Source organism: Actinospineispora spinosispora DSM 44797, assembly GCF_000429025.1.
In the GTDB taxonomy this organism is placed as follows: domain Bacteria; phylum Actinomycetota; class Actinomycetes; order Mycobacteriales; family Pseudonocardiaceae; genus Pseudonocardia; species Pseudonocardia spinosispora.
Window position 1 is genome coordinate 1 of record NZ_AUBB01000075.1, and the last position, 5706, is coordinate 5706.

Annotated in this window: 4 protein-coding genes; all 4 read right to left on the bottom strand. The window is 67.7% G+C overall.

What is annotated here, in order from left to right:
• Nucleotides 1-104: 104 nt before the first annotated feature.
• Nucleotides 105-695 (bottom strand): DUF6262 family protein, encoded by a 591-nt coding sequence (locus tag G406_RS49295; RefSeq protein WP_051342558.1) that lies wholly within the window; start codon nucleotides 693-695, stop codon nucleotides 105-107.
• Complete coding sequence (locus G406_RS49300) at nucleotides 692-2725, bottom strand: tyrosine-type recombinase/integrase (protein WP_211241245.1); 2034 nt, start codon at nucleotides 2723-2725, stop codon at nucleotides 692-694. The genes G406_RS49295 and G406_RS49300 overlap by 4 nt, the downstream gene beginning before the upstream one ends.
• Nucleotides 2726-3303: 578 nt before the next feature.
• Nucleotides 3304-4266: a tyrosine-type recombinase/integrase gene (locus tag G406_RS49305; RefSeq protein ID WP_211241246.1), complete on the bottom strand. Its 963-nt coding sequence runs from the start codon at nucleotides 4264-4266 to the stop codon at nucleotides 3304-3306.
• 420 nt (nucleotides 4267-4686) lie between these two features.
• Complete coding sequence (locus G406_RS59565) at nucleotides 4687-5553, bottom strand: polysaccharide lyase (RefSeq protein ID WP_037078237.1); 867 nt, start codon at nucleotides 5551-5553, stop codon at nucleotides 4687-4689.
• Nucleotides 5554-5706: the final 153 nt, after the last annotated feature.

The following is a 5706-nucleotide window of genomic DNA, read 5'->3' on the forward strand; positions in this document are numbered from 1 at the left end:
GGTCTCCTCCTTTATCTGGGGTTGTCCGGTGAATGTGCTGGTGAGAAGGTCCCGGGGCTTTCTGGGACCTGAGGCACCATCAGCGAGCTGAATGTGTCGGCGTTTCATCGTGAATTTCCGGTGATTGTGGGTTGTGCGTCGGCGTTCTGGTCTTTGATCATTTGCCGGAGGCTGGTGCGGGCGCCGGCGAGGGAGTCTTCGGCGTCGGTGAGCTGGTGGCGCAGCGCGGTGTTGTCGTGGGCGAGTTGCTCGTTGTCGGTGTTGAGCCGGCGGGTGGTGGCGGTGAGCTCGTCGATGCGGGTGATGAGGTCGCCGGTGTGCTGGGTGTCGAGTTGGTGGCCGAGGTGGTGGCGCACGGCGTCGCGCAGGGTGCCGCGTTCGTGGCGTAGCGCGGTGATCTCGGCGCGGGCGAGTTCCAGGTCGGTGCGCAGGCTCGCCGTGCCGGGGCTCGGGGCCTGAGTTGCGCTGGTGGTCAAGTGTGTGGCTTGGTGGGCGCGCGCGGTGTCGATGTGTTCACGGATGCCGTCGGCGTAGGTCAGCCACTGCGACACGTGGGCCCGGCGGGCGACCGCGGCGAAGGTGATGTCCTCACCTCGGCGTTGCATCTGTCGCAGCGCGGCCAGGACGCGTTCGCGTTTGTGCCGGCTCTGGTCCCGGCGGGCCTGGTGCAGGTGATCGGCGCTGCGCGGGCTCATAGCTCCTCGTTGTGGTTGACGGAGTGGTTGTGGTTGATCACGGTCAACGGCAGGGACATCCCGGCTGCTGGGGTGGGGTCGGCTGGTTTGGTGGGGTCGGCGAGGCGGGCCTTGCGCAGTACCGCGGCGGCCTTTTCGAGCGCGACGCGTTCGCCGTGGGGCAGCTCGGCCAGGCGGGTGCGCATGGTGGCGGTGATCCCCTCATAGGCGGTGATCTCTTGGTCGAGGGCGGTGGTGACGAACTCGGCGGCGCTCATGGCTTGGGCGGTTTCCCGGTTGGCGCGTAGCTGGTTGAGGTGGGTGTCGATCGCGGGCAGGTAGGACGGGTCGGGGCGGTAGAACCCGCAGCCGGCGCATTGGAACCGGATCGGGCAGGCCTGCCCGCCGGCTTTGACGTTGGACGGCTCAGCGCAGCCGCCGTAGGGCACCGCGACCGTGCGCATCTCGTATCGCTGTGTGCCGCCGTCCGGGGAGCACGGTTCACGCCCACCGGAACGGTTGATCACGTGGCTGGCCAGGGTGGTCACGGCTTCGCGCTTGCGTTTGAGGCTGACCTGGTAATAGCCGTGAGTTGAGGACACCGAACGGTGATCCATCAATTCGCGCAGCACGTCGATCGGGGTACCGGCATCGGCATGGCGTTGGGCATAGGCGTGACGAAACGCGTAGGGATAGATTCGGGTGCGGTCGAACGGCGCCGGGTTGCCGTCGGTATCGACGGTGTCGTCACGTAGCTCGGGAATCTCGTTCACTACCCATGCGCGCAGGACTGTGCTGATCTGCGGGCTGGTGAGATGATCAGCGTTGCCGCGGTCAAGGACGGGGAACAGGTATTTAGCGCCTCGAGTGGGCACTTCGAGCAGGTCACGGCGGGTCTGCCAGCCGCGGATCACCGCGGCGGTGGCTTCAGTGATGGGCAGTCGGCGGCGCAGGCGCCGGCTTTTGTGGTTGTTCCAGACCAGTGTCGGGGCGCCGGCGTCGGTGTCGAGGCAGTCGCGGTGCAGCGATCCGATCTCTTCGGGGCGACGTCCGGTATCGCGCAGCAGCACGTACACGGTTTGATACATCGCGGCCAAATCCGGGGCCGCCAACAGCCGGCAGCCATAGACCATGCCGGTGCCCAGGCTGGGCAGGTGGGCATCGAGCTGAGCGATGACATGCTCGGGGACGGCCTTGCCTGTCTCGTCGTCGGCCGGGTGGCAGGCTCGGATGGCGTGCAGTTTGCGGTCGGGCTCGAACTTGGCGGAGATCTGTGGGCATAGCTCGCTTCGGCGGCCGTAGTCGATGAGGGTGAAGAAACCGCCGTTCCAGATGCGCTGCGTCGTCACGTTGTAGGGGTTGCCGTCTGCTTTGACCGCGTTGCGGAAGGCCTCGACCACTGCGCTGACCTCACCGATCCCCAGCGCGGCCGGGTCGGCCCCGCCGCCGGGCCGAGTGGCCAGGGCGTGCGAGGCGAGGGTGGCTGCGCGCAGGGTGTGCCGGAATTGGGTGTTGGTGGGCCGCTCGGCCTCGGCCCAGCCGGCTAGCAACCCCCGTAACCACAGCTGGGCGATCACACTCAGATCCGCGGTACCCGACAGAACGCGACGGCGCCCGGTGGCGTCACGTAGCCCGATCGCACGCAGGTCCAGCACCTGGACGTGTCCGGGGTCGACGCCGCGGAACTGGGCGTAGCCGGTGTCGATCGCCCAGCGCAGCGCTTCCCATTTCGCGCGCAGGTTCGCTCTGCCCGCGACCCGCTCGTCGACCTGTGCCCTCGCCGCGAGCACTGTCGGTGCTGTACCTACCGCGCGCACGATCACGCGCATGCAGAACGGGTCCACCACTCGACGTTGCGCATCGATGCGTTGCAACCCGAACAGCAGTTCTCGCCGCGCCAGCGGCTCCAGCGTGATGAGTGAGAATTGGCTGCCGTCGAGGTAGGGAGGCTGCCGTCGTGCCCACTGGGCCGGGTCCCGATCAGCGTGCGGTCCCGAATTGGGGCCGGGCCAGGCCTTGTAGTGGTATGGACACAAACCTTGGCTGTTCATCGGTAGCCGCCCGCAACCGGGGACCGGGCACGGCCCCGGGCCGGTGAACGGCAGAGCGAACCGCCGGGCCCACTGATCCGGTTGCATGTCTGGGTAGCGGCTGCGCCAGATACTGCCGTGACCCGAGCACAATCCGCGCGACTGACCAGCGCGCACGCACTGGCGCTGATCGCGCACCACCGTGCACCGGGGCGCGGCCACGCCTCGGCCGGTCGTCGACGGCAGGTGCGAGGCGGCGAACGCCTCGGCCGCCCGCTGCCGTTCATCGCTGGTGTCGCCTTCGGGTCTGCCCGCCCGCCAGGCCAGGTCACACGCCCGACAGAACGTGTCCTGAGCCCGCACGCTGCGATCACACGCGTGGGTGCGACAGGCGCGGATCGCGGTGAACCGCTGCGCGGGGTCGCCGGTGAACAGCCACCAGTCCCTCCGCCACTCGCCCACCCGCCAGTCCGGGTCGAGCTGGGTGTCCAGCCACGCTTCCCACCGCCCATCCAGAGCGCCGCGGACCGCCAACTCAGCGCCCCGGCCCTGGTTGCCGCCGGGCGGTGAGACAAGGCCGCTAGCTGGCGAGAGGATGCTCATCGTCGCGGCCCCTCCGTGGCGGCCGACACCGTGCCTGAGATGGCGACCGATGTCGCCCCGGTGTGCCAGGCCGCTTCCACCGCGGCTCGGGTGTCACGCTCGTCGATGTGTATGTAGGGCTGCAGCGAGGACGCGGACACGTGCCCGAGCAGGTGTTGCACGACGTCACGGGACACCCCGGCGCGTAGCCAGCCGGTCGCCGCGCTGTGGCGCAGCATGTGCGGACGGGCGGGGAAACCGGCCGTGCGTGACAGCCGCTCGAACAACTCCTTGGCGTTGTCGTAGTTCATCGCCCGACCCACCGGCGCCCGGAACAGGTTCACGAACACCATCTCGCAACCGTCCGCCGCATCAGGGGCGGCGTCGGTGGTGACGTCGGCCTGGTCGCGTTCATACAGATAGTCGGTGTAAGCCTCGACCAACTCGATGGTGACCGGAATCCAGCGCGGGTACCGCGATTTCGCCAACGCGCCATTGCTGTTGGCCCGGCGACGGACGTGCACGTGCGGGCCAGACACCGAACACCCCAACGCCCGCGAGGTCGCCAACAAGTGCATGTCTTCGCGACGCAGCCCCAACGCCTCGCCGATCCGCATCCCGGTCACCACCAGCACCAACACCAGAAAGCGGTCGCGTGCGTGCCCGGTCAGCTCCACCAGCCGGCGCACCTGCCCGCTGGTCAACACCTCGCAGGCGTCCTCGGTGCTCTTGAACCGGAACCTGGCGGCCGCGACCTGCCCGAACTGGGCTCGCTCACCCAGATCCGTGCCCGGCGGCAACATCCGACGTGCCCGAGGCGCGGCCAACATCGCCACCGTCGCCGCCTCGACCCACCCGTGCACCGCGCCGAACCGCAGGAACTCACCCACCACCGTCAACACCGCGTTCGCCGAGGACCGTGACCGAAACCGCGCCACCCCCGCCCGGCGCGGCGAGCGGGCCGGCAACGGCTCATTCACCAACCAGTCCTGAAACCGCGACAACCCCCGCAGCCCCGGCGCCGACCACACCACCGCGGACTCGGCGCACCACGTCAAATACAACGCAACTCGCCCGGCATAAACCCGCTCGGTGTTCACCGACAACCCCCGAGACCGCAACCCCGCAACGAAAGCACACGCCTGAAGGTGCAACGAAAATTCGACCGTGTCCGCGACCACCCAGGAAACCCGCTCACCCGAACCGTGACCGGCACTGTGGCCGGGACTGTGAATCGCGCGTTCCGCCACATATTCCTTCGACATGAGAACCGACGGTAACGATGAAACCCACCAACCCCCGGATAATCCACAGGCACGCCTGACTGACACTGATTCGTGAGAACCACGAAATCCGGCGAACAAATCCGGCCTCCTCTCGCGAAAATCCGCGACCGGTTTTTAGTCGGTCAGGGTGAAACCGGTGAAATCCACGTGCTGGTCGCGTGGGCTGGCCCAGGACGTGTCGGACCCGCCGAAGAAACTGGAGAAGAACAACCCGTCGATCAACGGCCCCTGACCAGTGCGGTAGGTCAACCCGCCCTGGGTGAACACCTGCCGCCCGTCCACCCACACCGTCAACGCGCCGTCCGCCTGGCCCGCAGTGTTGAGCTGGACTTGTTGAGTGACTTGGGTCCAGCGACCCGGGGTGAACTTCCATGATCCCCGTCCGAGAGAGGTTCCGTAGCCAGTCCCGCCAGGTAGATACACATACACCTCACCGACGCCTCCGGCGCGCCACATGAATCGGGTGGAAAACCCGTCGTCGCGGTGTTTTCCTCCGGAACCGCCTGAACCCCCATACAAGCCGGGGAGTTTTCCACCCTTGACGAAATCGAACCCTGGTGGAAAACGCACCCAAAAACTCAGCCGGGCCGAGTTCCTCGGCGTGGACAGGGGCAGATACGCCTGGGCGCCGCCCTGCGCTCCGCCGCTCTTACGAGCCGCCTGCGGTGACGCCGACCCAGCCGGATAACTCACCCTCAGCACCCGGCCCGCCGGCGTGGAGGCATCATCGGTCACCCGCAACCGATCCAGCCCGAACGAACCCTGCCCACGCCAGCCCAAACTGTTACCGAAGAACCTGACCAACCCCGCCGACCCAGGCGCCACACCCGACCCGCCCTCGGACCCGGCCGACGGCACCGCCGAGGCCTCCACCGACGGTGCGGGCGGTCGCTCGGGCGAGGTCTGCCGCTGCTCGTCAGCAGGACCAGGGACGATCACGATGATCACCGACAACAACCCCGCGGCCACCGAACCCACCATGCTCACCAGCCAACCCCGAGACCAGGACCCCAACCAGCCGCGAGCAACCGGACAGAGGAGACCCCTGACCTCCCAGACGGGGCGGCTACCGACGTCACCAACTCCCGTCCCCGACCCCAGATAACCTCCTTGACGTCGATGTTCTCGGCGGTG